The sequence below is a fragment of the Sphingopyxis terrae subsp. terrae NBRC 15098 genome (assembly GCF_001598815.1).
In the GTDB taxonomy this organism is placed as follows: domain Bacteria; phylum Pseudomonadota; class Alphaproteobacteria; order Sphingomonadales; family Sphingomonadaceae; genus Sphingopyxis; species Sphingopyxis terrae.
Genome location: NZ_BCZQ01000006.1, coordinates 120,119 through 144,017 on the forward strand (window position 1 = coordinate 120,119; position 23,899 = coordinate 144,017).

The 23,899-nt window shown below is 66.3% G+C and carries 26 protein-coding genes and 1 tRNA gene; 3 read left to right on the plus strand and 24 right to left on the minus strand.

Annotated features, from left to right (window positions below):
* Positions 1-23 precede the first annotated feature (23 nt).
* From STE01S_RS05315 to STE01S_RS05360, 10 genes are all read right to left on the minus strand, one after another.
* Positions 24-737, minus strand: coding sequence for a hypothetical protein (locus STE01S_RS05315; RefSeq protein ID WP_062765588.1), 714 nt, complete (start codon positions 735-737; stop codon positions 24-26).
* A gap of 80 nt (positions 738-817) precedes the next feature.
* Positions 818-1,450, minus strand: coding sequence for a DUF4230 domain-containing protein (locus STE01S_RS05320; protein ID WP_255265885.1), 633 nt, complete (start codon positions 1,448-1,450; stop codon positions 818-820).
* The gene (locus tag STE01S_RS05325; RefSeq protein WP_062765591.1) at positions 1,447-2,232 is read right to left on the minus strand and encodes a hypothetical protein; all 786 of its coding nucleotides are present in this window, start codon (positions 2,230-2,232) and stop codon (positions 1,447-1,449) included. Before STE01S_RS05325 ends, STE01S_RS05320 begins: the two co-directional genes overlap by 4 nt.
* Positions 2,233-3,159 (minus strand): MBL fold metallo-hydrolase, encoded by a 927-nt coding sequence (locus STE01S_RS05330; protein ID WP_409371969.1) that lies wholly within the window; start codon positions 3,157-3,159, stop codon positions 2,233-2,235.
* Positions 3,160-3,315: 156 nt separating this feature from the next.
* Positions 3,316-5,037, minus strand: a complete 1,722-nt coding sequence (locus STE01S_RS05335) for a M56 family metallopeptidase (protein WP_062765597.1) — start codon at positions 5,035-5,037, stop codon at positions 3,316-3,318.
* On the minus strand, positions 5,034-5,402 hold the full coding sequence (locus STE01S_RS05340) for a BlaI/MecI/CopY family transcriptional regulator (RefSeq protein WP_058812891.1): 369 nt from the start codon (positions 5,400-5,402) through the stop codon (positions 5,034-5,036). Before STE01S_RS05340 ends, STE01S_RS05335 begins: the two co-directional genes overlap by 4 nt.
* Positions 5,403-5,768: 366 nt before the next feature.
* Positions 5,769-8,561, minus strand: a complete 2,793-nt coding sequence (locus tag STE01S_RS05345; protein WP_162928207.1) for a DUF3857 domain-containing protein — start codon at positions 8,559-8,561, stop codon at positions 5,769-5,771.
* Between the two features lie 99 nt (positions 8,562-8,660).
* Entirely contained in the window at positions 8,661-10,055 is a 1,395-nt protein-coding gene (locus tag STE01S_RS05350; RefSeq protein ID WP_062765600.1) for an amino acid permease, read from the minus strand.
* Positions 10,056-10,140: 85 nt separating this feature from the next.
* Entirely contained in the window at positions 10,141-10,782 is a 642-nt protein-coding gene (locus tag STE01S_RS05355) for a YoaK family protein (protein ID WP_062765603.1), read from the minus strand.
* A gap of 7 nt (positions 10,783-10,789) precedes the next feature.
* Positions 10,790-11,077, minus strand: coding sequence for a 4a-hydroxytetrahydrobiopterin dehydratase (locus STE01S_RS05360; RefSeq protein ID WP_003049156.1), 288 nt, complete (start codon positions 11,075-11,077; stop codon positions 10,790-10,792).
* 51 nt (positions 11,078-11,128) lie between these two features.
* On the opposite strand from STE01S_RS05360, the gene STE01S_RS05365 reads away from it, so the two are divergent.
* Genes STE01S_RS05365 through STE01S_RS05375 form a run of 3 tightly spaced genes read left to right on the plus strand, consistent with a single transcriptional unit; the run spans position 11,129 to position 12,782 of the window.
* Positions 11,129-11,557 (plus strand): metallopeptidase family protein, encoded by a 429-nt coding sequence (locus tag STE01S_RS05365; RefSeq protein ID WP_062765606.1) that lies wholly within the window; start codon positions 11,129-11,131, stop codon positions 11,555-11,557.
* Positions 11,554-12,138: a heme ABC exporter ATP-binding protein CcmA gene (gene ccmA, locus STE01S_RS05370; protein WP_062765609.1), complete on the plus strand. Its 585-nt coding sequence runs from the start codon at positions 11,554-11,556 to the stop codon at positions 12,136-12,138. The genes STE01S_RS05365 and ccmA overlap by 4 nt, the downstream gene beginning before the upstream one ends.
* On the plus strand, positions 12,135-12,782 hold the full coding sequence (locus tag STE01S_RS05375) for a heme exporter protein CcmB (RefSeq protein ID WP_062765612.1): 648 nt from the start codon (positions 12,135-12,137) through the stop codon (positions 12,780-12,782). Before ccmA ends, STE01S_RS05375 begins: the two co-directional genes overlap by 4 nt.
* Positions 12,783-13,116: 334 nt before the next feature.
* On the opposite strand, the gene rplA is transcribed toward STE01S_RS05375, so the two are convergent.
* From rplA to STE01S_RS05445, 14 genes are all read right to left on the minus strand, one after another.
* The gene (gene rplA, locus STE01S_RS05380) at positions 13,117-13,815 is read right to left on the minus strand and encodes a 50S ribosomal protein L1 (protein WP_062765615.1); all 699 of its coding nucleotides are present in this window, start codon (positions 13,813-13,815) and stop codon (positions 13,117-13,119) included.
* Between the two features lie 4 nt (positions 13,816-13,819).
* Positions 13,820-14,251 carry a 50S ribosomal protein L11 gene (gene rplK / locus STE01S_RS05385; RefSeq protein WP_003049146.1) on the minus strand — a complete coding sequence of 144 codons (432 nt, stop codon included), beginning with the start codon at positions 14,249-14,251 and terminating at the stop codon, positions 13,820-13,822.
* A 185-nt stretch (positions 14,252-14,436) separates the two neighbouring features.
* Positions 14,437-15,474: an acyltransferase family protein gene (locus STE01S_RS05390; RefSeq protein WP_162928208.1), complete on the minus strand. Its 1,038-nt coding sequence runs from the start codon at positions 15,472-15,474 to the stop codon at positions 14,437-14,439.
* A gap of 66 nt (positions 15,475-15,540) precedes the next feature.
* Positions 15,541-16,476 (minus strand): acyl-CoA thioesterase, encoded by a 936-nt coding sequence (locus STE01S_RS05395; RefSeq protein ID WP_062765620.1) that lies wholly within the window; start codon positions 16,474-16,476, stop codon positions 15,541-15,543.
* A 40-nt stretch (positions 16,477-16,516) separates the two neighbouring features.
* Positions 16,517-17,053, minus strand: coding sequence for a transcription termination/antitermination protein NusG (gene nusG, locus STE01S_RS05400; protein ID WP_003049140.1), 537 nt, complete (start codon positions 17,051-17,053; stop codon positions 16,517-16,519).
* A 40-nt stretch (positions 17,054-17,093) separates the two neighbouring features.
* Positions 17,094-17,291, minus strand: coding sequence for a preprotein translocase subunit SecE (gene secE / locus STE01S_RS05405; protein ID WP_040590458.1), 198 nt, complete (start codon positions 17,289-17,291; stop codon positions 17,094-17,096).
* A gap of 378 nt (positions 17,292-17,669) precedes the next feature.
* Positions 17,670-17,745: transfer RNA gene (locus STE01S_RS05410), tRNA-Phe, on the minus strand.
* A 97-nt stretch (positions 17,746-17,842) separates the two neighbouring features.
* Positions 17,843-18,037: a DNA gyrase inhibitor YacG gene (locus tag STE01S_RS05415; RefSeq protein ID WP_003049134.1), complete on the minus strand. Its 195-nt coding sequence runs from the start codon at positions 18,035-18,037 to the stop codon at positions 17,843-17,845.
* Positions 18,027-18,989: a hypothetical protein gene (locus tag STE01S_RS05420; protein WP_062765623.1), complete on the minus strand. Its 963-nt coding sequence runs from the start codon at positions 18,987-18,989 to the stop codon at positions 18,027-18,029. The genes STE01S_RS05415 and STE01S_RS05420 overlap by 11 nt, the downstream gene beginning before the upstream one ends.
* Complete coding sequence (locus STE01S_RS05425; RefSeq protein WP_062765626.1) at positions 18,982-19,560, minus strand: Maf family protein; 579 nt, start codon at positions 19,558-19,560, stop codon at positions 18,982-18,984. The genes STE01S_RS05420 and STE01S_RS05425 overlap by 8 nt, the downstream gene beginning before the upstream one ends.
* A gap of 14 nt (positions 19,561-19,574) precedes the next feature.
* On the minus strand, positions 19,575-19,793 hold the full coding sequence (gene infA / locus STE01S_RS05430; RefSeq protein WP_003049127.1) for a translation initiation factor IF-1: 219 nt from the start codon (positions 19,791-19,793) through the stop codon (positions 19,575-19,577).
* An 83-nt stretch (positions 19,794-19,876) separates the two neighbouring features.
* The gene (locus tag STE01S_RS05435; RefSeq protein ID WP_062765629.1) at positions 19,877-20,743 is read right to left on the minus strand and encodes a cupin-like domain-containing protein; all 867 of its coding nucleotides are present in this window, start codon (positions 20,741-20,743) and stop codon (positions 19,877-19,879) included.
* Positions 20,740-21,924: a GNAT family N-acetyltransferase gene (locus STE01S_RS05440; RefSeq protein ID WP_058812872.1), complete on the minus strand. Its 1,185-nt coding sequence runs from the start codon at positions 21,922-21,924 to the stop codon at positions 20,740-20,742. The genes STE01S_RS05435 and STE01S_RS05440 overlap by 4 nt, the downstream gene beginning before the upstream one ends.
* 77 nt (positions 21,925-22,001) lie before the next feature.
* Positions 22,002-23,897 carry an XrtA/PEP-CTERM system amidotransferase gene (locus tag STE01S_RS05445; protein WP_062765632.1) on the minus strand — a complete coding sequence of 632 codons (1,896 nt, stop codon included), beginning with the start codon at positions 23,895-23,897 and terminating at the stop codon, positions 22,002-22,004.
* Between the last annotated feature and the right edge of the window lie 2 nt (positions 23,898-23,899).

The following is a 23,899-nucleotide window of genomic DNA, read 5'->3' on the forward strand; positions in this document are numbered from 1 at the left end:
CGGCTTATGCCGGCCGCGGCTGGTCAGCCGCCGCCAAGGCGCCGCGCAAGCTCCTCGACCGGCGGTGCCAATGCGAGCGAGTAGACCGCAATGCGGGTTAGCACCACCGCGAGCGCGACCCGGATCGTCGCCGGGTGCACGCGCCCGATCGTGCGGCGGTCATGGAACGCGATCAGGCCGACGACCGCGAGTTCGACAAGGCCGATCGGAATGTCGGACCAGCCGATCATCAGCGGTAGCGGCAAGACGCGCCCAAGCGCCGGTTCGAGGACGATGATCGTCGCCCCCAGCATCAGGCGCCGGTGCCAGTCGGTGGCACGGCGGCGGCGGATCGCAGCATAGACAAGCAGCCCGAAAGCGATCGCTTCGATTGCGGTCAGCGCGAGAAAATAAGGTGCGGTGAAAAAGGGCGGCTGGCGGTGCAGGATCACCGCGGCAAAGCCGGTGAAGATGCCAAGCCCGACGATGATCGTCGCCAGCGCGGCGCCGGTCCAGCCAAGCTGGCGGTGCAGCGTCCGGTTGCCCGATGCCGCCAGACGCGGCTGGACAACGAGCAGCCCGAGCCAGCCGAACATCGCCAGCGCGTGCAGATGCACCCAAATCGGTGCGGCTACCGGATCGGCCAGCCCGCGAAATGCGAACTGGGCGAATGCGACGAAGATGAAAAGCGCGAGGCCGATTGCCATACGCTGCCAGAAACGCTCGCCGGCGAGCGCGCGATTTGCGGTCGTTGCCATGCCATACCCCCCTCAGGCCGGACAGGCGGCGGAAGCTAGCGTGAAGCCCGCGCTGACGAAAGCCGAAATTTCGGAGGGGCTCAGCGCCCGAAGCGCGCCGTGACCTTGGCGTCGATCCCCGCGGCTTTGAGCGGCATCGCAAAGCTTTGTTCGATCGCCGTCCGGGCGGCATTTTCGGCGAGCCGCATCGGCGTGTCGCCCCGCGCCTGCTTGATCAATTCGGCCTGCCCCGCCTTGCGATTCGCGGCATCGAGCGCCTGTTCGGCATCGGTCAGCGTCAGAAGGATCAGCCCGTCGCGATATTCGCTGATCGCATCGATGTCGATTTCCGGCCCCGCGAGGCGCAGCGGCGGCAAGGTGACCGTCAGCGCGTTGGTCGCCGCGTTCCATTCAAGATCGGCGGGCTTCAGCTTGGCAAGATCGACCTCGTACCGCACCGTCCCCGGCATGATCAGCGTCTTCTTGGCCTCCAGCCCCAGCCGGTTCTGCGTCGAGGTAACGACCGCGACATAGCGCGCGGTGAAGGGCACGAGGACATTCTGCTCCTGAAGCCCCTGCAGGCTCGCCGCGACCACGGTTTGCGGCGCCGTACCCTCGCGCCAATCGCGCCACGCCGAAACCGCCCACCATGTGCCGAGCGCGAATAGCATTGCGGCGGCGAGGAGAAGAAGGCGGGCGATCATGCGCGCGGAAGAAATTTTCGCTTCGGTCATGGCGTCGTGTAGGCCGAGCAATCGGGCGCCGGGCGATCCATTTCATATCGCGCGGTCGCGGGATTATAGTGCAGAACACGTTCGTAGCTGCAGTCGAAGTCGCGCCAGTCCGAAAGATCGGCCTTGGTCAGCTTTTGCCCGCTATTGTCCTCGCCGCGCCGCGCCGTTTGCGGATAGGCCGTGGCTATGCTGCGATAATGCAAGGCCGGAAGCTCCGCTCCGTCGCCCGGCGCCGGGTTGAGCGTGGCAATGAAGCGATATTCGTCGTGGCAGGCACCGAGCCTGTCCTTTGCATCGCGCTCCGAAAAGCAGGCACGGATGATGAGCGAACTGTCCCAAACGACGTCGAGCACTTCGCTGCCGAAGCCGATCGCGTCGGGCGCCGTGGTCAAACGGAAAAGATGCAGGCGTCCACCAGTCCCGCCGCCACCCGAATAGCCTGTCCTCTCGGTCGTTACGAATCCGGCAAGATACTCCGATCCCGCCGCCTGTCCGGCCACGTCGTCGCGGGGAACAGCAATGAGATGGGGCCAGAGCGCAATGTCCGGCGCAGCAGCAAGGGGAGCGGGTAACGGCAGGTCCGTTCCCGCAGCATCGCCCGACACCGGAGCGGCGACGTGAAGCGCGCGCGCATCGCCATCTCCCGTAAGCGAGAGGCATAGGCCCCTACCGGCAACGCACAGCGCCCCGTCGCCTCCGGGTGACAGCATCACGATGCGGTCGTCTGATGGCGCATCGGGCGCGGCTTGCGCGGCGAGAGCCAGCAGGATGATCGCGATCATTCAGCTAAGCTCCCAGGTCTGATCCTCGACGCGCACCCGGCCCCGCGCCTGCAGATCGAGAAGATGGGCGAGCACCGATCGGCCCGCAGCGCCGGTCAGGCGGGGGTCGAGCCCCTTGTACATATGCTTCACCATATCGGGGACGACGCGCGGCCCCTTTTCGAGTTCCCGCAATATCTGACGCTCGCGCTGCCGGCGATGGCCGAGCATGCCGCGGACGAGTTGTTTGGGCTTTGCGACCGCGGGACCATGCGCCGGATAATAGACGCGGTCGTCGCGGTCATAGAGCTTGGCAAGGCTCGCCATATAGGCGGCCATATCGCCGTCGGGCGGGCTGACGACGCTCGTCGACCACGCCATGACATGATCGCCGGTGAACAGCGCGCCGCTTTCCATAAGCGCGTAGCATAAATGGTTCGACGTATGGCCCGGTGTCGCCACCGCCTCGATCGTCCAGCCGTCGCCCGCGATCTGCTCACCGTCCGTCAGCACGCGGTCGGGCGCATAATCGGGGTCGAAGGCCGAATCGGCGCGCGGGCCATCGTCCGAAAGCGCGAGCGGTGCGCAGCCGATAATCGGCGCGCCCGTCGCCTGTTTCAGCGGCATGGCGGCGGGGCTATGGTCGCGGTGCGTATGCGTGCAGAGGATCGCCGCCACGCTCTGCCCTTCGACGGCGCGCAAAATTGCATCGACATGCCCTGCGCCATTCGCGTCGGGTGGATCGCCGATGCTCATCCCCGATCCGGTCGGGCCGGGGTCGATGATCGCGACATCGCGGCCGGCGCCGACGATCCATGTCTGGGTTCCGGTGAAGGTATAGGGGGACGGATTGGGCGCGAGCACGCGGCGCACCAGCGGCTCATGCTGTTCGCAGTCGCCGGCGCGGATCGTGTCGGGCCAGGGTTTTTCTTCGCTCACCCCTCCCATGTGGCATCGCGCGGGCGAAAGGAAAAGCCCGCGCCCGCCGAAAGAAGGGCAAAAAAGGGAGCGGAGAAAGGAAGCGGGGAAGAACCGCGCTCCCTTTCCCCGCCCCTGCCGCCGATCCCAACCGGGGAGCAAAGACCGGCGTCAAAGCTGATCCCGTTATTGGCCCTTTTGGGCCTCGGCTATGGCGCGATCCATGTCGGCGATCACCTTGGCGCGCATTTCGCCGGACATCGCGCTACGGCTGTCGGCGGCCAACCGGTCGCGCGCCTTTTTGAGCGCCGCGACCCGATCGGCCTTGCTCGCCCCGGCATCACCGCACACCATCATCACCATGCGGTTGCGGCCGCCCTGTTCCTGTTCGTCGCTGGAAAACAGCCGAACCGATTTCGGCCCGTCCTTGCAGGTGGCCGTCGCCATCGCCTTGCCATCCTTCGAACGCCAGGCGCCTTCGCCCATCGGAGGCATCGGCGGGAGTGGCGGCATTGGCGGCATCGGTGCCAGCGCGGTGCGGAAGCGCTCGGTGCGCTTGGCTTCCAGCTTGTCCGCTATGGCCTCGGCGCGCGCGCCGCTGATGCCCTGTTCCTTCAGCGTCGCCAGAATGTCCTCGCGCGACAGATTTCCCGGCAAGTGAAGCTCGAACCGCCGTCCCGCTTCGGTACCGGGTGCCAGCGCGACGCGCGCCGCCTTGCCGTCGCCATCGACGATCTGGCGCACGACCACGCGGTTCACTTCGCGCCGCGTGCCATCGGCCGACGTCGTGACGGTTTCGCTTTTGTCATCGCCATTGGTGGTGACAATCATGATACGGTGCGGTCCGTCCAGAACCGGCGCAGGAGGAGCCGGCGGCGCCTCCGGTGCGGCGGGCGGAGCCGGCGTGGCGGGCGGCGCGATCAATCCGGCGTCCTGGACATGCGCGGTGGCGGTTCCCGCTGGGACGAGCGTCGCCGTCGCGCCGAGAACGGCCAGCGTCGCGCTGCCCACGAGAAGTTTGCCGGCAAAGCGCCGCTGTTTCGAAATATCCTGCTGCATCAACATGGTCAGCCTCTCCTGCAGATTATCGTGAACCGCCATCGGGGCGGCAAGTGACAGGCGCGCACCGACCGCTGCCTTGGCGATCGCGGCGGCATAATGGGCGGTGCGCACGCGGCGTTCGGCGGTGTCGGCCATCGTCAGCACGCGCGCGTCGCACGCCGCCTCCTGGTCGAAACGAAACGCCCGGATCGCGCGCCACGCGAGCGGGTTGAACCATTGCGAAGCGAGCAGAAGCAGCGCGGCGCTGTTCGCCCACAAATCGCCGTGGCGATGGTGCGCAAGTTCATGATCGATCGCCAGCGCGCGCTCTTCGGCGGCGTAGCGGGCGAAAAAGTCGTGGGGTACCGCCACATATCGGCTGAAAAGGCCAAAGGCGACGGGACCATCGACGGCGCCGCTCATGACGAGACGGATCGAACCGATCGGTTCGAGCGCGACCGCCTGCGCCAGCACCAGCCGCCGGAAGCGCATATGGCGCACGATCGCCGTCGCGATCAGCAACAGCGCGCCCGCCATCCACAGGGTGAACAGCAGCGGCAGCGCGTCGGCCAGCCCCCAGCTCGGCTGCGGCATCGCCGCCGGCGTCCCGATCGTCCGCGCCGCGTCGGCCGCCTCGATCAGCATCACATCGGCCGGGACGCTGGCCGCGGTCGGCGCTGCCACCGGATTGGCCAAGGGCAAGGGCGGCAGCACCAGCCGCAGCGCCGGCACGAGCCACAGCGCATAGGTCAGGCGCGGACCGAACTGGCGCGCAAAGGGCTTGCGCACCAGCAGCACCGCGAGGACGAGCAGAGCGGTGGTGACGAGCGTGTCGCCCCAAATCTGCATGATGGTCGGGCCGCTCATGACTTGAGCTTCCGGAGCAGCGCCTCGATCTCGGCGATATCGGCGTCGGTCAAGGCTTCGCGGTCGGCGAGATGCGCGATCAGCGGGCTGACGCGGCCGCCGAAGAGGCGATCGACGAAACGCTGCGATTCCTCGCCCACCGCCGCGTCGCGATCGACCGCCGGACGATAGAGATAACGCCGGCCGTCGGCCTCCGCCGCAACGGCGCCCTTCTGCACGAGCCGCGCGAGCAGCGTCTTGACCGTTGCCTGCGTCCAGCCATTCGCCCGGCCGACGCGCGCGGTCAGATCGGCCGCGGTCTGCGGGGCGTCATCCCACAGTGCGGCCAGCACCTGCATTTCGGATTCGCTTGGTCGTTCCGCCATGGTGAACCCCTCCCTTCGGCTGCGACAATCTATGCGACTACAAATGTAGTCAATTGACTGAACGGTCGATGAACGGAATTTTTCCGGCCGGTGTCGGAATTTTTGACAAGTCTGCCGCACGGTAAGAAATCGCTAACCAGCGCAACCCGCCGATTTGCGCGACGGCCCGAAAATGGCACGGCACTTGTATAGTAAGATATGTTCCCGAGTGTTCCGCTCAATGGAGCGGTGGGGGGCATCGGTCTGGTCCCTGATGCCCCCTGCCCCCACCGGGACATCCCCACTTGCCCCCGACGCAGACGGGGGGCGGAGCGGCCTTCAGGCCCCGCCCCCCGGATGCATTTCCCGCATCAATTTTCGCTGTCGTTACGGCTTCAGCCCGAAGCGGGCATAATCGCGTTCGGTCGACGGCGACAGCTGGCGCGCGATCGCGAGATCGGCCGCGGCATCGGTGGCGCGGCCCAGCCGCTGGTAGACGATCGCACGCAGGAAGCGGCTCGATGCGAGCGACGGCACCTGCAGCAGCGCCGCGTCGAGATCGCGCAGCGCATCGTCGTTGCGGCCAAGGCGCAGCCACACCAGCGCGCGGCTGTCCAGAATATGCGCCGTGCTGTCCGCCAGTTCCATCGCCGAGGTGCAGTCCTTGAGCGCGCTGTCGACCGCGACTTCGCGCGATGCCTTCACCCAGCAGCGCGCGTTGAGCAGGTCGGGCGACCCGGGCTTTGTCGCAAAGAGCGCATCGAGCTCGTCGATCGCGGCCTTGGGATCGCCGAATTCGCCGACCATCGCCGCCTTGGCGAGCCGGAGGTCGCTTTTCGATTTGCCGCCAAGCGCGATGCGATCGTCGAACATCCGCGTCGCCGCGGCGACATCGCCCTTTTCGGCGGTCAGCATTGCGACAGCCCCGATCGCGCCGAGCGACGAGGGGTCGAGCTTGCGCGCCTCTTCGGCATCGGCGAGCGCGCCCGCAATATTCCCCAATTCCTTGCGCACCCCCGACCGGGACAGATAGGCGTCCTCCGACGGCTGCAATGCGATCTGGCGGGTCAACGTCTGCTCGGCTGCCTTATAATCGCCGATGCCGCGCTGGAACGACGCTTCGCTGATCAGCGCCGACACATTTTCCTCATCGGCCTTGGCGGCGTTGACCGCATAAATCGACCGCACTGCGTCGAGCTGCGACGTCGATGGTGCGCCTTTCAGGTTCCAGCGCCGCCGCGCATCCTCGGGCGCGACCAGCCGCGGGGTCTGGCTGATGACGGTGGCAACGCGGTCGCGCTCGGCCGCGACATCCGTCGGCGCGATTTCGACGCCGCTGCTCGCCAGCACCTCGTCGACGACGACATAGCCGTCGGCCATCGTCACGCTGCGCTTGACATCGACGCCGGCGAGCCGCGCGTCGAGCGCGCCTTCGCCCTCGATCTTGTAGTCACGGCCGCCGTCGGGCAACCGGACGCGCAAACGATAATGCGCATAGTCGGGCGCGCCCGTCGCAACGGGAATATTCGCCCAGGAAGCGCGCGCGCGGTCGGGCGAAAATTCGATCAGATTGCCGACACGCGACAGCCAGCGCTCGCTGTGATTATCCTCGCGCTCCCACCCCGATCCGAACACGCCGCGCGCGGTGATCGTCACGCTGCCGTCCGCGGCGTCGGGCTTGGCTTCCAGCTTGTCGAACTGCGCCTGCCCGACGAAATTCTGCAGCAGGCCGTTCAGCATGTCCTCCTGCTCCTTGGGACCGAGCTGCGCGGTCGACAGGGTAAGCAGGCTCGCGAGCTGGCCGCGCACGACCATGTCGACCTTGATGACCGACGGAAGGTCGATGCTGGTGCTTTCGTCGGCATCGAGCGCCAGGTCGATCGTCGGACGCGCCGGACGGCGCAGCGCGATCTTCTCCAGCTCCGCCCCTTCGGCCCGCACCGGCAGGACATAGCCAAAGGCCGGCGTATCGCGAATATCGGCGAGCCGCGTGCCGAGCCCCGTTCCGTCGAGCCACAGCGGCTCGCCGCCGATCGTCGCCTTGACGATGACATGATTGAAAGCCAGCGCGGTGGGCAGGCGGCTCGCCACCGCATCGCCGAGCTGCGCATGCGCAAGCACCGGTTCGGCGTCGATATCCATCGCGTGCAGCATCGCGAGCAGCAGCAGCGTTTTCGCCTTGCAGTCGCCATAGCGGACGTCCCAGGTCTTCGCGGGCGTCTGCGGCACATAATTACCGCCGTCCATGCCGACCGCCAGATAGCGGACCTTGCCCTGCACGAGTTGCAAGGCTTTGGCGGCGCGTTCGAGCGGGTCGGTCGCAGCGGCCTTGATCGCCGCCACTTCGGCGGCGAGCGGACTATCGTCCGCGATGGTGCCGGCGGTCGCGTACAGCGGCGCCATCACCTTCGACACGTCGGACCAGCCCGAAAAGGTCGATGCCTCGATCAGCGGCGGGCTGCGAAAGCGCATCGGCGCGTCCGACGGCATTTCCGCCTGTTTCGCGATCGGCAGGGTGACGGGCAGCTCGTAATAGGCGCCCTTGCGCACCGGCTTCAGCGTGACGCCATTGGCGAAGGATTTCCATTGCAGCTTGTCGTCGGCGCGCCAGGACAGACGGTAGCTGCCCGATCCGATGCGCGCGGGTTCGGCGATCAGCGGCACAGCCAGCTGTGCGCGGCCGCCCAGCGCGTCATCCTTGTTGGTGATCGACATGCGCAGCCGCAACATGTCGCCCACGCGCAGTCCCTCGACGGGCAGATTGGCCGACAGGATGCCGGTCAGTTCGCGCTGTTCGAGCGCTTCTTCGCGGCGCAATACGGTAAACTTCTGGCCGCCCGCCAGTGCGTCGATCACCTGCCCGTCGCGGATGATCGACAGTTCGTGGACGATCAGATCGCCCTTGTCGGGCGCCCAGCCGACCGTCACATTGCTGTTCTGCGCCAGTTCTTCGGGTGTGTTGAGCTTGATGACGGTGTCGGTGTAGTTCCAGACCGTCGCGCCATCGACACGCTGTTCGATATCGAGCACCTGCAACCCGCCGCCCGGTGCAGCGTCGGGCAGGGTGGCGACCTGTGCCCAGTCGGGGGCGGGCTGATAGAGCGGTTGCTCGCCCGCCAACGCCGACCCGGCCGGGCCAATCAGCAATACCACACCGGCAACACGTCCCCATCCGGCCATCGGCCTTTTCCCCCAATCAAATGCCCCAAAACAAATTCCAGCCTGCATGGGCTGACGGCGCGATGCAACCGCCATTCCATGCCAGCATGGATCTATTGGTCAGCCGGCGACGGCACGGCTCCGCGCATAAAGGAAATAGACCGCCAGACCGCCGATATTCCAGACGAGGAACCACAGCTGCGTCTTCGCGGGCAGGCTGAAGAAAAGATAGATGCACCCCAGCACTGCGATGCCGCCGACCACCCACGGCATTGGCGCGCGGAAGGTCCGCGGTGCGTCGGGCGCGCGGCGGCGCATGATGAGCATGCACACCGACACTGCGGTAAAGGCCGCGAGCGTTCCCGCATTGGCCAGCGCCGCCAGCTCGCCGAGCGGGATGAAACCCGCCAGCACCGCGACGACTGCGGCGGTGAAGATCGTGATCCGCACCGGCGTCCCGCGCGCCGACAGCTTCGCCAGGCTGGCGGGCAACAGGCCGTCGCGCGCCATGGTGAAGAAGATGCGGCTTTGACCGTAGAAGAAGGCCAGGATCACCGTCGGCAACGCAATGACCGCAGAAATCGCCAGATAATGGGCGGCGAGCGGCTGGCCGAGTTCGCGCAGGATCAAGGCCAGCGGTTCGGGGCTGTTCGCAAAGCGGCTGTAGGAAATGGCCCCGACCGCCGCGACCGCGACGGCAATGTAGATCAGGACGCAGGCGATCATCGACCCGACGATCCCGATCTTGAGGTCGCGGTCGGGATTCTTCGCCTCCTCGGCGGCCGTCGCGATTGCGTCGAAGCCGTAGAAGGCAAAAAAGATGATCGCCGCCGCCGCCATTACACCGCGCTCGACGCCGTCAGGCCCCATATGCTTGGCAAAGCCGAACGGGCTGAAGGGTTCGAGATTGGCGGCGTCGAAGGCGGGCAGCGCGACCGCCACGAACACCGCAAGCGCGACGATCTTGACCAGCACGAGAATGGCGTTGACCGTCGCACTCTCGCGCATACTATAAAGCAGCATTCCCGCGACCACCGCGATGATCGCGATCGCCGGGAGGTTGACGATCCCGCCGAGTTCGGGGCCCTGCATCAATTCCTGCGGCACCCGCGCCCATTCGTGGAGCAGCGGCGCGGCATAGCCCGACCAGCCGACCGCGACCGCGCTGACGACCAGCGAATATTCGAGGATCAGGCTCCATCCGACGATCCACGCGATCAGTTCGCCGATCACCACATAGCTGTAGGTATAGGCGCTGCCCGACGCGGGGATCATCGTCGCCATTTCGGCATAGGCGAGCGCGGCGCAGGCGCAGATCAGTCCGGCAATGACGAACGAAAGGATGACCGCGGGGCCCGCCTTGTCGGCGCCGACGCCGATCAGCGTCAAGATACCGGTGCCGACGATCGCGCCGACGCCGAGCGCGACGAGATGCGGCCATCCGAGCGTGCGCGCGAGCTTGTGCTCATGCGCGTCGGGAACGATCGCCTTGCGGCGAAATAGGCTGTCGGACATGCGGCACACTCCCCTGTCTCACGATTTGGCGTGTTACTTTATTGCCGACTTTTGGAACGCTCGGCCGGGGAAGGCAAGCGCCGCCTTATGGCGCCTGGCGCGCCATCCACATCGCGCGCGCCCCCAGCCCCGCGGCAAGCGCGATCGCGAGCACGTAAGCCAGCGGTGCCGACCACAGAACGGTGCGCGCACCCAGGACGGCACCGCCCGCCAGCCCCGCCCATAGCCCCAGATGATGACGCCACCGCCGGTCGCCCTCGCCACGAAGCGCGTTGGCGATCTTCTGCCCCATCTGGACGAGCGTGCCCGTCATATAGGTGACGCCGACCACAGTGCCGTCGCTGCCCTCGATCGCCGCATTGACGACGCCCATCGCAAAAGCGAGGCCGAGAATGGCGACCCAGCCGGCATCGGCCACGCGCAGCAGCGCCGCGACGACCAGCAGCAGCGTCACGCACATCAGCACCGCCGGCGTGCGCCGCCGCCCTGCGCGCGCGCCGATCAACGATCCGGCGACGACGCCGGTGACGAAAATCGCAATGATGCTGCCCGCAAGCAGGGCGGCGCGATGGCCCTCCGCCACCCCGACCGCGAGGCGGGTCGAATTGCCCGTCATGAACGACACGAAAAAGCCCGCCGATTCGACGAAGCCGATCGCATCGACGAAGCCCGCCAAAACAGCGATCCCGACAGCGAGCGTGCGATAAGCCTGATCGAAGCGGATCATCGGCGGATCAGAGCAAGGCTTCGATCGCTTCCGCCAAGCGCGCGTCGCGATCGGACAGCCCGTCGGCGTCGTGCGTGGTCAGCAGGATGTCGACGCGATTATAGACGTTCGACCATTCGGGATGGTGATCCATCTTTTCGGCGATGATCGCGACGCTCGCCATGAAGCCGAAGGCCTGCGCGAAATCGTCGAACCGGAACCGGCGCGTGATCGCGTCGCGCTGCGGCTCGTGCGTCCATTCGGGAAAGCGCGCGAGCAGCGCCGCACGCGCCGCATCGTCGAGTTTCTGGACCATCCGCTTTCTCCCGCTGGTAAAGACCGTGTCCCCGCCATAAGGAAGGGCGCGATGAGCGACAAGGCCGCCCTTTCCCGATTGCCCGACGGCTGGACCGGCGGCGCCCCCGATGCCGATGCCTTTCACGCAATGGCCGACGCGGCGCTGGCCGCGCTGCCCGATATTTTCAAGCCGCACATCCGCGGCGTGGTCGTCGCGATCGAGGAATTTGCCGACGACGAAACGCTCGCTTCGCTCGGTATCGAGCATCCCTATGATCTGACCGGCCTCTACGAAGGCCGGCCGCTGACCGAACGCAGCATCGACATGAGCGGCGGCATGCCCGACCGGGTGACGCTCTATCGCATCCCGATTCTGATCGAATGGATCGAAGGCAGCGAACGGCTCGACTGGCTGGTGCGCCACGTCCTGATCCACGAAATCGGACATCATTTCGGCTTTTCGGACGACGATATGCACGCGCTGGAAGACATGGCGTGACGCTGTTGCTCCAGCTAGACCGCATTGCCTGCATCCGTGGCGACCGGCTGCTGTTCGAAGGCCTGTCGCTGGCGCTTGCGCGCGGCGAGGCGCTGTGGCTGCGTGGTCCCAACGGTGCCGGCAAATCGAGCCTGATCCGCGTTGCCGCGGGCCTGCTCCGCGCCGCGGCGGGCACGGTGACGCGGCACGAACGCTGCGCGCTGATCGACGAAGCCGCGGCGCTCGATGCCGAACTGCCGCTGCGCCGGGCGCTCGACGTCTGGGCGCGCATCGACGGCATCGACGGCCCGATGACGCAGCGCGCGATGGAGGCGATGGCGCTCGGCGCTCTTGCCGAAGTACCGGTTGCTATGCTGTCGACGGGCCAGCGCAAACGCGCCGCGATGGCACGCGTCATCGGCAGCGCGGCGCCGATCTGGATGCTCGACGAACCCGCCAATGGCATGGACGACGCCGCCCGGACGCGGCTCGTCGCAGCGATCGCGGCGCACCGCGCGAACGGCGGCGCGGTACTGCTCGCCTCGCACTTCGCGCTCGACATCCCAGATCTTGCCGAGCTGGACATGGGCGCGCGCGCATGACCGCCCTGCTCGCGCTTTTCTGGCGCGACCTGCGCCGCGCCTGGGGCAGCGGCGCGCTGTGGCTGCCCGTCGTCTTTTTCCTGCTGGTCGCGACCGCCTTTCCCTTCGCGGTGGGCCCCGACGCGCCGCTGCTCGCGCGCACGGGGGGCGGCATGCTGTGGGTCGCGGCGCTGCTCGCGGCGCTGCTGCCGATCGACCGGCTGATCCGCCCCGACAAGGATGCGGGCGTGCTCGATCAGCTTGCGGTGCGCGGCATCGCCGACGAGGTCGTCGCGGCGGTCAAGATCGCCGCCCATGCGATCGGCTTCGGGCTGCCGTTGCTGATTGCACTGCTGCCAGCCGCCGCGCTGCTTGCACAGGATGCGGCGCGCGTCGCGACGATTGCCCTCGGCCTCGCCATCGCCATCCCCGCCCTCGCCTCGCTCGCCGTGCTCAGCGCCGCGCTCACGGCGAACCTCAAGGGCGGCAATGCAATCGGCGGCCTGCTCGTCCTGCCGCTCGCGGTGCCGCTGCTGATCTTCGGCGCCGGAATGCTCGATCCGTCGGGGCGCGGCGCCATGAAACTGCTCGCCGCTGCCAGCCTGCTGCTGACGGTGATCGGCCCCTTTGCGGCGGGGGCGGCGTTACGAGGCTTGCGGGAATAGCGGGTTTCGAGCGGAAAGGGGCATCTGATCCTCATCGTCATCCCGGACTTGATCCGGGATCCATTCACGCAGCGTCAGAATAATGGATCCCGGATCAAGCCCGGGATGACGAACGAATAGAGCTCCACGTCGTCTTTGTGTTCCCCGGCCAAGGCCGGGGTCCAGAGTGTCGAGCGCTGATGTTGATACTGTAAAGCCCTGGCCCCCGGCTTTCGCCGGGGAACACCAAGCGGTTAGCGGCAACGCCCACTTTCCATCCCAATCCATCCCTTCAGCCCATAAGAAAAGGGCCGGAGTTTCCCCCGGCCCTTTCGTTGAATGGCTTCGCCTGAAATCAGGCGCCGGCGACGTCCGCGGTGTCGATCTTGACGCCCGGGCCCATCGACGACGACAGCGCGATCTTGCGGACATATTTGCCCTTCGCACCGGCCGGCTTGGCCTTGACGATCGCGTCGACGAACGCGTCGAAGTTCTGGCGGAGCTTTTCCTCGCCGAACGACAGCTTGCCGAGGCCAGCGTGGATGATCCCGGCCTTTTCGACGCGGAATTCGATCTGGCCGCCCTTGGCTGCCTTGACCGCTTCGGCGACGTTCGGGGTCACAGTGCCCAGCTTCGGGTTCGGCATCAGGCCCTTCGGACCCAGCGTCTTGCCGAGGCGGCCGACGATGCCCATCATGTCCGGCGTCGCGATGACGCGGCCATAGTCGAGGTTACCCGCGAGCATGTCTTCCATCAGGTCTTCGGCACCGACCTTGTCGGCACCGGCGGCGAGCGCCTTGTCGGCATTGTCGCCGCGCGCGAAAACCGCGACCTTGACGTCTTTGCCGGTACCGGCGGGCAGCGTGACGACGCCGCGGACCATCTGGTCGGCGTGACGCGGATCGACGCCCAGGTTCATCGCGATTTCGAGCGTTTCGTCGAACTTCGCCGAAGCGAGTTCACGGACGGTCTTCAGCGCGTCTTCGATGCTGTGCAGCTTCGTCGCGTCGACCTTGCCCTCGAGGGCCTTCTGCTTCTTGGTCAGCTTTGCCATCGGTTCAGCCCTCCGTCACTTCGAGGCCCATCGAGCGGGCGCTGCCTTCGATGATCTTGGTCGCCTGTTCGATGTCGTTGGCGTTCAGATCCTTCATCTTGATCTCGGCGATTTCGGCGAGCTTCGAGCGCGCGATCTTGCCACCGCTGATCTTGCCGGGCTCCTTCGAACCCGACTTCAGGTTCGCGGCCTTCTTGATGAGGTAGGTCGCCGGGGGCGTCTTGGTGACGAACGAGAAGCTCTTGTCCGCAAAGACGGTGATGATGGTCGGGGTCGGCGTGCCCTTGTCCATGCCGTCGGTCGCGGCGTTGAACGCCTTGCAGAATTCCATGATGTTGACGCCGCGCTGACCCAGCGCTGGCCCGAGCGGCGGCGAGGGGTTGGCAGTGCCGGCGGGCACCTGCAGCTTGATATAGCCGCTGATCTTCTTGGCCATGATGGCCTCCTTTCTTTCTGTCGCCCCGGACGCGTCCGGGGCTCAAAATAAGCGGTCCAGCAGAGGGTTATCAGCCCTCCTCCCGCGCGGAATCACGCCGCCGTTCCAAAGGAGGGCGATCGCGAAGCGCGGCCGTTAGCGGGCTTTCGCCCGAAATGCAAGGAAAGACGCGCCGCGCGGCGTGGTCAGGCGGCCGCGGCGACCGCCAGTCCGCTCCGGCGATTCTTCCACCGGTTTCGGATGATGCGCTGCGCCGGACGCTCGACGATGCGATAGGTGAGTTCGGCGAGCAGCAACACGATTGCTGCGAAGAGGACATGCGCCGTCAACAAGCCATAGTCCCAGTGCCGGAACTTCGTGGTCAGCCTCAACAGACCTTCCGCGACCGGGATATTCAGCAGATAGATCGAATAGCTGCGATCGCCGAGCCAGACGAGCGGGGCTGCACCCATGAACCGGGTCCGGAGCGCAAGGATCAGCACCGCCGGCCATGTCAGTATGGCGAAGGGCAAGGCGGGATTCGCCATACCTGTCGGAATGAACAATCCGGCCACCGCGATCGCGGCGAGCAGCAAGGTCGGGACGCGCGCCAGCAGCGCGCGATAGCGCCAGAGCAGCAAACCGATGAAAAAGCCGAGCCCGCCGCGGGCAAGGCTGTTCGCGGACGTCAGCGGTTGGCCGGCATGTCCGTCGAGCAGCAGCACCGCCGCACTTACGGCAATCGCCAGACACGCGACCGCCACGAGTGTCCGCCGCCCGACAAACGCTGCCGCAGCGAAAAGGATGTAGCAGAAAATTTCGACCGAGATCGACCAGGACGGCCCATCAAAGGTTCGCGCGACGGGCTGCGTGAACACCTGCAACATGAACAGGTGAGCGATGAAAGCGCCCACAGTATTATAGGACATCCACCAGAAGGCGATAGCCGTAACCCCGAGCATGAACAGGTGAAGCGGATAGAGCCGCGCAATACGCGCCACGGTAAAATCGCCCAAGTTTGCCGGTGTTCGCAGCGTTTCGCCAAAGCGATAGACATGCGCGAAGACAAAGCCCGACAGGATGAAGAACAGGTCGACCCCCGCCCATCCATAGTGACGGAGCCATACTATGACCGGTCCGCCCCAGCCGTCGGCAAAAACGGCACGGTCGAACATCACCTGAGTGTGATAACCGAAGGCGACAGCGCAGGCAGCAAGCCCGCGCACCCCGTCAAGCTGCTTCAATCGTCCGATGGCCGTGCCGTCCGTTCCCATTCGAAAAGCAGCCCCCTTCTGCGGCGCGCGCAATCGCTATCGCGCGGCATCCGGGCGATAGCGTACCAGGCCTTCCTGCACCACGGTTGCGATCAGCGTGCCGTCCTGGCGATAGATCGACCCGCGGCACAGCCCGCGGTCACCGCCGGTCCACGGGCTGTCCATCACGAACACGAACCAGTCGTCGACACGAATATCGTCGTGGAACCACATCGCATGATCGAGGCTGGTCGACACCAGACCGGGCGTCCAGAAGTTGACGCCGTGCGGCAGCATCGCCGACGACAAAAGCCCCATGTCGGATGCGAAAGCGAGGAAACCGCGATGAAGCAGCGGATCGTCGCCGATCGGTGCGGCGACGCGGAACCATTGATAATGCTGCGTCGCCTTGGCCGAAGCCGGGGGGCGATAGCTGCGCACCTCGAACGGCCGCCGCCGCGCCATATGGGCAAGGTGGCGGTCCGAAATATTGGGATCGGCAGCGATGAAATCGGTGAAGTCCCAGCACTGCTCGGGCGGCAGCAGGTCGGGCATCGGCACCTGATGCGACAGCCCTTTCGCCGGAATCTGGAACGATGCGGTCAGGTTGAAGATCACCTTGCCGTCCTGGCGCACGACGACACGGCGGTTCGAAAAGCTGCGCCCGTCGAAATCGCGGTGGATGCGGAAGTGCAGCGGCTTGGTCTCGTCGCCGCCGCGCAGGAAATAGGCGTGGAGCGAATGCACCTGCTTTCCGGTCTCGACCGTGCGCGAAGCCGCGAACATCGCCTGCGCGATGACCTGCCCGCCGAAAATCCGGTCGCGCGCGGTGGTCGCTAGGGCGGGATAGGTAAATTCATCCTCGACGCCGGGCACGGGGTCGAGATCGAACAGCCGCGCGACCGCCGCGACGACCTTCTCGGCCGAAACACCCGCGTTGATTTCGCGTGCGCGCGCAACGCGAGCCTGAATCTCGTCCTGACTCAGACTCATGCGATTATCCAGTGCTGCGAAAAGCGACGGCCCACGGCCATCACTTCATCCGTTCGACCTGCTCGAAATCGAGCTCGACCGGCGTCGCACGGCCGAAGATCGATACGCTGACCTTGACGCGCGCCTTGTCGAAATCGAGTTCTTCGACCACGCCGTTGAAGCTCGCGAACGGGCCTTCGAGCACCTTGACCTGATCGCCGATTTCGTAATCTACGCGAATCTCGGTCTTCGGGCGCGCGGCGGCTTCTTCCTTGCTGTTCAGGATACGCGCGGCTTCGGCTTCGCTGATCGGCTGGGGCTTGCCCGACGACCCCAGGAAGCCCGTAACCTTCGGTGTATTCTTGACGAGGTGATACACATCGTCGGTCATCGTCAGCTTGGCGAGCACATAGCCGGGGAAGAATTTGCGTTCGGACTGAACCTTCTTGCCGCGCTTGACCTCGGTCACCGTTTCGACGGGCACTTCGACCGCCTCGACGAAATCGCTGAGTCCCAGACGCTCGGCTTCGGTGACGACCGAATCGCGAACCTTGTTCTCGAAACCCGAATAGGCGTGAATGATGTACCAGCGCGCCATCTGTGCGTGTCCTGTCCTGAAATTGGGTGTGAAGCGCGGATCAGCCCGCGAGCGACGTCAGCCAGCCGACGATCAGCTTGAATACCGTGTCGACGCCGAAGAAGAACAGCGACAGCAGGATCGTCATGATCAGAACCATGATCGTCGTCTGCATCGTCTCGCGGCCCGTCGGCCACACGATCTTGCCGGCTTCCGCCTTTACCTGGTTGACGAATTCGCCAATTTTGGGCCTCGCCATATCGATCGTCCCGTCCTTCATGCGTCTCAGTTCACGGCCAGATGGGTTGCCGCCCCCGCCGCGTCAAACACGGCTTCAGGCAATAGTCCGCCCACCCTCCCCGAGCATGTCGGCGAAAGGCGGAAGGAAAACGGCGCATCTGTCCGAATGGGCGGCCTTTAGCCGCGCGCCAGGGCCTTGGCAAGCGATTGCCGCATGGCACCCCCACGCGCCGGCCTGAGAGATCGCGCCATGCACGCGCCCACAGAAGGCCGGCCGGGAATTTTCCGATCGGAACCGAGCGGCATGGCGCGCCCCGCCGCGCCAAAGAGCCACGCCAGCCATCGGAGAAATATCATGCCGGTTTCAAGATGTTCCGGAACGGTCGCCGAGGGACCGTGGTGCCCGGGGGCGGGATCGAACCACCGACACTGCGATTTTCAGTCGCATGCTCTACCAACTGAGCTACCCGGGCACGGGCTCCACAAGGCCGTGCGGCCTGTTCGGGAGCGGCGGCTATAGGCAGGGGTTTCGATCCTGTCCAGAGCCTTTGTTGCGCAAATTTTGTCCTGTCATTCATCCTCGAAACGGTCGCCGTCGAGGCCCCCGTCGGGCGCCTGATCGACCGGTACGCGATAGCCTTCGTCGAACCAGCGATTGAGGTCGCGGTCGCGGCAACCGCGGCTGCAAAAGGGCTTGTAGGTCTCGTCGCGCGGCTTGCCGCACAAGGGGCAGCGGCGCGATCGGGCGGCGGCATTACTGGGCATGGCCCGTTCCTTTCACTTGCGCATCGGCGGCGATCGCGACCGCGCGCCCGGCGCGCCGTTCGAGCATCGCGACCCAGTGCGGGTGCGCGCCGATCCATTGGGCAACGGCCGGTCGCGCCGTGAGTTGCAGCGGTCCGGCACCAACCGCGCGCTCGGCCTGACGCAAGAGCAGCGCGGCATCGGTCGCCACGGGATCGAAGCGAACCTGCTCGATCAGCGACGGGCGCTCGCGGCGCCGGATGATCTGCAGAAAGCCGAACCCGTTGGTCGCGGTGCGCTCGAACGGCTGCGGGAAATACGCATCGACCCAGCCATCTACCGCCTGCCGCTCGGCGCGGCCGGGCAGCGAGGGAAAATCGATGCCGATCGAACCGCCGATGTCGCAGCAGCGCACCACATGCGCCGCAGCGGCGGCGCCGGCTTGTGCCAGCGCCAGCGGATCGCCATCGCCGTCGATGTCGATGAGCAGCATCGCGGGCGTGGCATCGACCCACAGCGCGCCGCCGGCGAACGGCCAGTGGCCGGTGCGGACATGATCGATCAGATCGGACCAGCCCGCGTCCTCGAGCCGGTCGGGGCCGGTCGGCGCCAAGTCGGTCACCGGCAGGCCGCTCGCGGCGATGCGCGCGCGCAGGTCGGGGCCGTCATCTGGCGCGGCGTCGCTAAGCCGGCCGCGCGCGGGCTTGTCGCGGCCGCGCTCGCGCAGCGCCATGCGTATGATCTCGACCGCCAGCCGCGTGCCGAGCGGAACGCCCCTTGCCGCCACGGTCGCGACGGGGTCGCCCGGCAGGTCGAGCCGCACCACCCCCGGTTCGATCAACCGCCCGGTGATAATAGCACCGACGCGCGGCCGCTCGCCCTCGCGTTCGATCCGCGCCTCGATAATATGACCGTCTTCGATCAATGCGGCCCGCGCCTCGCCGATGCCGGCTTCGTATAGCCACTCAGCCAAGTGGCACTCCGGCACTCGTCAGCAGCGCGCGCGTCTCGAAGATCGGCAGGCCGACGACGTTGGAATGGCTGCCCGAAAGGAAGCGCACAAACATCTCGGCCTTGCCCTGGATGGCGTAGCCGCCGGCCTTGCCCATCCCCTCGCCGCTCGCGACATACCAGTCGATCTCGGCGGGCGTCAGCCGTTTGAAGGCGACGACGGTATCGGCGACGCGAACGCGCGGGCGGCCATCCGCCGCGACAACGCAAACCCCCGAATAGACATGATGGCGCCGCCCCGACAACAGACCGAGCATCCGGCGCAGATCGGCCTCGTCGGCTGGCTTTTCGAGAATGCGGCGCCCGACCGCGACGGTCGTGTCGCCCGCCAGCACCACCTCGTCCGCCGAGCGGTCGACGGCGCGGGCCTTGCTCTCGGCGAGGCGCGCGACATAGGCGCGCGGCAGTTCGCCCTTCAGCGGGGTTTCATCGATGTCGGGAGCCGCAATGCGCGCCGGCTCGAGACCGATGCGCGCCAGCAGCTCGCGCCGACGCGGCGACGTCGATGCGAGCACGAGCGACGGTGCGGGCAAGATCGCCGCCCCACTCACTTGAAGCGATAGGTGATCCGACCCTTGGTCAGGTCATAGGGGGTGAGTTCGACGAGCACTTCGTCGCCCACCAGAACGCGGATGCGGTTCTTGCGCATCTTGCCGGCCGTATGGCCCAGAATTTCATGGTCGTTTTCCAGCCGGACGCGGAACATCGCGTTGGGCAGCAGTTCGACCACCTGGCCGCGCATTTCGAGAAGTTCTTCTTTCGCCATCTATCCTCTATGGGCTCGAAATTTAAGGATGCGCGCCCATAGCTCCAAATGCGCGCAATTGAAAGCCATCTGTCGCGGTGGCGTCAGGACACGAGTTTCAGTTTGCGCGCGACGCGCCAGCCGACGGTCTTTGCCCAGGCATAGCTCGGCCAGCGTGGCGGCATTGCGGGGTTCAGCCCCATCCGGCGCAGCGCGGCATTGGCGGCATGGGCTTCGGATTCGCGGTAGCTCCATTCGCTGCGCCAGGTGATCGAGAGCGAGATCGAGGGCGCGTCGCCGTTGCGGACATAATGCGGCGCCATCACCGGCATCAGCACCGCATCGCCCGGCGCGAGCGGGACCGCCTGTTCGGCGCCTTCAAAGCCATCTTCCCACGGCAGGTTGCGGTGACCGCCGGTGTGGTAGCGTTCGTGCTCAATCCGGTGGGCAAAGCGTTCGTCGCCCGCGGGCCAGACGTGCATCACCTTGCTGCCGCGAAGCTGGAGCAGGATGTTGTGCTCGGGATCGAAATGATAGGGCGTGATCGATCCTGGCGACGAGATGAAGACGAACCCCTGCGGCGTCAGCATCGCACCCGTCCGCGGCGAAACGACGGGTTCCAGCTCGCCAAGCAGATCCATCAGCAGCGTGCGATAGGCATCGACCGTTTCGATATTCTTGAGCACCGCCCAACTGCGGTTGCTATCGATGGTGCGGATCGTTTCGGCAATCGACAGCCCGTTCGATGGCACATCCTCGGGCCGGATACCGACAGGCAGATCGCCCGGATTATATTCGACCTGCGACCCCGGCAAAGTGTCGGCGAGCGCGGCCAGCGCATCGAGCGAGAGCAAGGGATGGTCGGGCAGGTGGTGGTGCAGCAGCCCCGCCTGCGCCGGATAGAGCGCGGTCATACGCTCCAGCGTTTCGGGCGGAAAGACACGAACTTGGTCGGCGGATTGCGCGGTCATGACGGATCCTGTTCGATCGGCGGTTTGGGGGCGGCGCGCTTCAGGCGGCGCCAGATTTTCTCGGCACGCGCCAGCGCGCGAAAGCGCCAGCGGTCCGAGGCGCCCGACAGGGGCGCGTTGATCCACACCAACCGGCGCCGTTCGCGCCAGACGCTGTCGATCATCGGATGATCGGGCGCCGCGCAGCTGTCGACCCATGCGACGCGCGCGTCGGCGAGGATATCGAGATTCGCCTGCTGAAGCAGCACCCCGGGCGAGAAGCGGGCATATTCCTCGTCGAAGGCGGTCTTGAAGGAAAAGGCGCCGGGCGGCGCCACGAAGTTGATCAGCAGCGCGATCGGCCGCTCGCCAAGATCGAGCGCGCGCATGTCGAGCCGGCCCGCCTCGGCCGCTGCGGCAAGGATCGCGCGGAACCAGGCCTCGGTTTCGCTCTGGCTCGCAAGCGCCGATCCGGCGCGCCCCTTCCAGCCGCGCGCTTCGAGGTCGAGGAAGGCATCGATCCAGCCCTCGATCGCGTCGCCGCTGCGCCACTGGCGAAATGTCAGCGGCCCCAGTTCGGCAAGGCGGTTGGCCTGGCGCCGCAATTCCTTGCGTTTCTTGCCGCGCATGGCGGCTTCCCAATAGGCGCCCGGCGAAAGGTCGCTTTCGAGCAGCGCGCGCTCCTCGCGGTGGACGGCTTCGGCCTCGTCGCCGCGACCGCGCACGACTTCGGCCAGCGCGCGATGCAGCGGGCCGTCTTCGGTCAATCGCGGCACCTGAACCAGCGTTTGCGCCCACGGCGCAGCATCGCACCAGCCAAGCAGGATCGACCAGAACAGCGTTTCGCAGCCCGCGCGCACCAGCGGGGCGCCGTGAAAATGATTGGGATGCGCCCAGCCGACAACATGGCGGAGCGGCAACGGGCCGTAGCGTGCGGCGGGCGCCAGCGGCATTACGCCGATCAGCGGCCCGTCGCTGCCCGTCATCACCATCACCAGCCGCGCCTGCCGCTCAGGATCGAGCAGGTGCAGCGCCGATTGCAGGCACCAGCGTTCGACGAAGGGATTGGGCTCGCTCGCCGCCGCGGCCAGGCGGTCCCAAGCCGCGGCAAGATCGTCCGACAGCGCGAGCGGATCGACAACACGAACGGTCAGCGGCGCGGCTTCGGCGGCATGGGTCGGAAAGGCGGGATGCACCGTCATCGGCGGCGAGCCTAGCAGCGAGTTGTTAAGAAGCGGTGGCGATTCAGCGGCTTCGCACCACGCGCGCCGCCGAGAAACTAGATACCAAAAAGCTTCGCCAGCGACTTTTCCAGCATGAAAAATTGCCAGATCAGCCGCCCATGATCGCGGCGGCCCGACTGGTGCGCGGCGACAACGCGTTCGATCTCCGCCATGTCGAACCAACCCGTCCGCGCGAGCGTCCCCGAATGGGCGAGCGCGCGCGCCTGTTCGGTCAGCGCGCCGCGGAACCAGTGCGACACCGGCGTCACGAACCCCATCTTGGGCCGGTACAATATGTCGTGCGGCAGATAGCGTTCCATCGCCTGTTTCAGGATCGCTTTCCCCGTCCCGCCTTTCACCCGCATCGCGGCGGGGAGCGAGGCGGCGAATTCGACGAGCCGGTAATCGAGCAGCGGCTCGCGCGCCTCGAGGCTGACGGCCATGCTCATCCGGTCGGTCTTCGTCAAAATGTCGCCGGGCAGCCAGATCTTGAGGTCGGCATATTGCGCGCGGTCGAGCCGTTCGCGCGCCGGCGCCTCGGCCATCGCCTGCCAATAGCGCGTTTCCGCGACATGATCGCCGAGCGCGCGGATCGCGGCATCGTTGAACAGGCGCGCGCGCTGGTCGGGGCCGGTGACGCCGACCGCTTCGGCATAGCCTTCGGCGCCGCTCTTCGACAGGCTGGCAAGCGTAGCGCGGGCGCGTAGCGGGCGCGGCGCCCAGTCCATCTGCGGCCAGACGCGCGCGAGCGGCCCCAGAAGATTGCGCCGCAGCACGGCGGGGATCAGCGAACGCAGCCGTTCCTCCTGATGATGGAAGACCAGCCGGCGATAGCCCGCAAACGCCTCATCGGCGCCGTCGCCCGACAGCGCGACCGTCACCTCTTCGCGCGCCAGTTCGCAGACGCGATAGGTCGGCAGCGCGCTCGCGTCGGCGAAGGGTTCGTCGAACATGTCGGCGATACGGTTGACCAGCGCGAAATCGGCGGCCGCGACGGTGCGGGTGCGGTGATCGGTGGCGAAGCGGTCCGCGATCGTCGCCGCATAGGCGGTTTCGTCGAGCGCCGCCTGATCAAAACCGATGGTGCAGGTCTTGACGGCTTTCGCGCTCGCTTCGGCCATCAGCGCCACCACAGCGCTCGAATCGACGCCGCCCGACAGAAAGGCGCCGAGCGGTACGTCGGCGACCATGCGGTCGGTAACCGCGGCGCGCATCAGATGGACGAGATGCTCGGCCGCCTCGCCCTCACTGGCGCGGATGCGGTTCGAAAAATCGGGCGACCACCAGCAGGTCGGGGCGGGAAACGGCTTGCCGCGTTCGAGCAGCAGATAATGGCCCGCGCCCAATTTGCTGACGCCCGCCATGATGCAATTGTCGTCGGGCACATAGCCCAGCGCCAGAAAGTCCTCGACCGCCGACAGATTGGCCTCGCGCCGCAGCAGCGGATGCCGCAGCAGGCCCTTGAGTTCGGACGCAAAGGCGATCGATCCGTCCGACAGCTGCGCGAAATGCAGCGGCTTCACGCCCAGCCGGTCGCGCGCAAGGAACAGGCAACCCCGCTGATGGTCGTGGATTGCAAAGGCGAACATGCCATTGAGCCGCGACAGGCAATCCGGACCCCACTGTCGCCACGCCGCCAGAATCACCTCGGTATCGCCGCTGGTGCGAAAGCGGTGGCCACGGTCTTCGAGTTCGGCGCGCAATTGCCGGAAATTATAGATCTCGCCGTTGAAGCTGATCGTCACCGCTTCGTCGTCGCTCGCCATCGGCTGCGGGCTGCCTTCGATGTCGATGATCGACAGCCGCAGATGCCCAAGCCCGACGCCTGGTGCGGTCCATTCGCCCGACCCATCGGGGCCGCGATGGCTCATGGGATGCAGCATCGCGCGCAGCCGCGCGGGATCGACGGGCTTGGCCGTCTCCAGATGATAAATGCCCGCGATCCCACACATAT

What these genes read in the sequence shown, in the direction of transcription:
- STE01S_RS05315 (WP_062765588.1), bottom strand. Translation starts at nt 737, where the DNA reads ATGGCAACGACCGCAAATCGCGCGCTCGCCGGCGAGCGTTTCTGGCAG.
- STE01S_RS05320 (WP_255265885.1), bottom strand. Translation starts at nt 1,450, where the DNA reads ATGACCGAAGCGAAAATTTCTTCCGCGCGCATGATCGCCCGCCTTCTT.
- STE01S_RS05325 (WP_062765591.1), bottom strand. Translation starts at nt 2,232, where the DNA reads ATGATCGCGATCATCCTGCTGGCTCTCGCCGCGCAAGCCGCGCCCGAT.
- STE01S_RS05330 (WP_409371969.1), bottom strand. Translation starts at nt 3,159, where the DNA reads ATGGGAGGGGTGAGCGAAGAAAAACCCTGGCCCGACACGATCCGCGCC.
- STE01S_RS05335 (WP_062765597.1), bottom strand. Translation starts at nt 5,037, where the DNA reads ATGAGCGGCCCGACCATCATGCAGATTTGGGGCGACACGCTCGTCACC.
- STE01S_RS05340 (WP_058812891.1), bottom strand. Translation starts at nt 5,402, where the DNA reads ATGGCGGAACGACCAAGCGAATCCGAAATGCAGGTGCTGGCCGCACTG.
- STE01S_RS05345 (WP_162928207.1), bottom strand. Translation starts at nt 8,561, where the DNA reads ATGGCCGGATGGGGACGTGTTGCCGGTGTGGTATTGCTGATTGGCCCG.
- STE01S_RS05350 (WP_062765600.1), bottom strand. Translation starts at nt 10,055, where the DNA reads ATGTCCGACAGCCTATTTCGCCGCAAGGCGATCGTTCCCGACGCGCAT.
- STE01S_RS05355 (WP_062765603.1), bottom strand. Translation starts at nt 10,782, where the DNA reads ATGATCCGCTTCGATCAGGCTTATCGCACGCTCGCTGTCGGGATCGCT.
- STE01S_RS05360 (WP_003049156.1), bottom strand. Translation starts at nt 11,077, where the DNA reads ATGGTCCAGAAACTCGACGATGCGGCGCGTGCGGCGCTGCTCGCGCGC.
- STE01S_RS05365 (WP_062765606.1), top strand. Translation starts at nt 11,129, where the DNA reads ATGAGCGACAAGGCCGCCCTTTCCCGATTGCCCGACGGCTGGACCGGC.
- STE01S_RS05375 (WP_062765612.1), top strand. Translation starts at nt 12,135, where the DNA reads ATGACCGCCCTGCTCGCGCTTTTCTGGCGCGACCTGCGCCGCGCCTGG.
- rplA (WP_062765615.1), bottom strand. Translation starts at nt 13,815, where the DNA reads ATGGCAAAGCTGACCAAGAAGCAGAAGGCCCTCGAGGGCAAGGTCGAC.
- rplK (WP_003049146.1), bottom strand. Translation starts at nt 14,251, where the DNA reads ATGGCCAAGAAGATCAGCGGCTATATCAAGCTGCAGGTGCCCGCCGGC.
- STE01S_RS05395 (WP_062765620.1), bottom strand. Translation starts at nt 16,476, where the DNA reads ATGAGTCTGAGTCAGGACGAGATTCAGGCTCGCGTTGCGCGCGCACGC.
- nusG (WP_003049140.1), bottom strand. Translation starts at nt 17,053, where the DNA reads ATGGCGCGCTGGTACATCATTCACGCCTATTCGGGTTTCGAGAACAAG.
- secE (WP_040590458.1), bottom strand. Translation starts at nt 17,291, where the DNA reads ATGGCGAGGCCCAAAATTGGCGAATTCGTCAACCAGGTAAAGGCGGAA.
- STE01S_RS05415 (WP_003049134.1), bottom strand. Translation starts at nt 18,037, where the DNA reads ATGCCCAGTAATGCCGCCGCCCGATCGCGCCGCTGCCCCTTGTGCGGC.
- infA (WP_003049127.1), bottom strand. Translation starts at nt 19,793, where the DNA reads ATGGCGAAAGAAGAACTTCTCGAAATGCGCGGCCAGGTGGTCGAACTG.
- STE01S_RS05435 (WP_062765629.1), bottom strand. Translation starts at nt 20,743, where the DNA reads ATGACCGCGCAATCCGCCGACCAAGTTCGTGTCTTTCCGCCCGAAACG.
- STE01S_RS05440 (WP_058812872.1), bottom strand. Translation starts at nt 21,924, where the DNA reads ATGACGGTGCATCCCGCCTTTCCGACCCATGCCGCCGAAGCCGCGCCG.
- STE01S_RS05445 (WP_062765632.1), bottom strand. Translation starts at nt 23,897, where the DNA reads ATGTGTGGGATCGCGGGCATTTATCATCTGGAGACGGCCAAGCCCGTC.